Source organism: Rhodococcus sp. EPR-134 (genome assembly GCF_001647205.1).
Lineage (GTDB): Bacteria > Actinomycetota > Actinomycetes > Mycobacteriales > Mycobacteriaceae > Rhodococcus_F > Rhodococcus_F qingshengii.
Genome location: NZ_LVCT01000551.1, coordinates 1 through 506, shown reverse-complemented (window position 1 = coordinate 506; position 506 = coordinate 1). Strand labels below are relative to the sequence as shown.

Here is a 506-nt window from a genome sequence, read left to right as displayed (position 1 = left end):
CGTCTTCGGCCAGGGCGCGGACCTTGGACTGCGCCGAGGCGATGGTGTCCGAGGTCAACGCGACCATGCTGAACGGAGTGTCGCGGGTGACTTCCTTGACCACGGCACCTGGCTCTTCCTCGGAAGGAACCGGAGCGGTTTCGGTCGGGGCGCCGGGAGCAGCGGGTGCCGGGAACAGCTCGGTCGGCAGCGTGATCCCGGGAGGTAGCGGGATTTCGGTCGGGAGCTTGAGGTTTCTCAGATCACCGAGGTTGATGTCGGGGAGATCGAGACCGGTCAGCTCCTTGACCGGAATGATGATGTCGGGCACCGACGCGAGGAGCACCTCTGCGATCTGGGTCGGCACTGCTACTGACGTCGTCTCGTTCGCGGAACGTACATCGGACGTAGTGCTCGTGAAGCCGTAGACCGCAAAAGGACTTGCGACAGCCACTGCGGCTACAGCCCCGAGTACGAGCGAGGGCTTCGGTCGACGGTGTGGCAAGGGATTACTCCTCGGTTGTAGT

The 506-nt window shown here is 63.6% G+C and carries 1 pseudogene; it reads right to left on the bottom strand.

What is annotated here, in order from left to right:
- A pseudogene (locus A2J01_RS24780) lies at positions 1-484 on the bottom strand (N-acetylmuramoyl-L-alanine amidase); the annotation flags it as partial.
- Positions 485-506 lie beyond the last annotated feature (22 nt).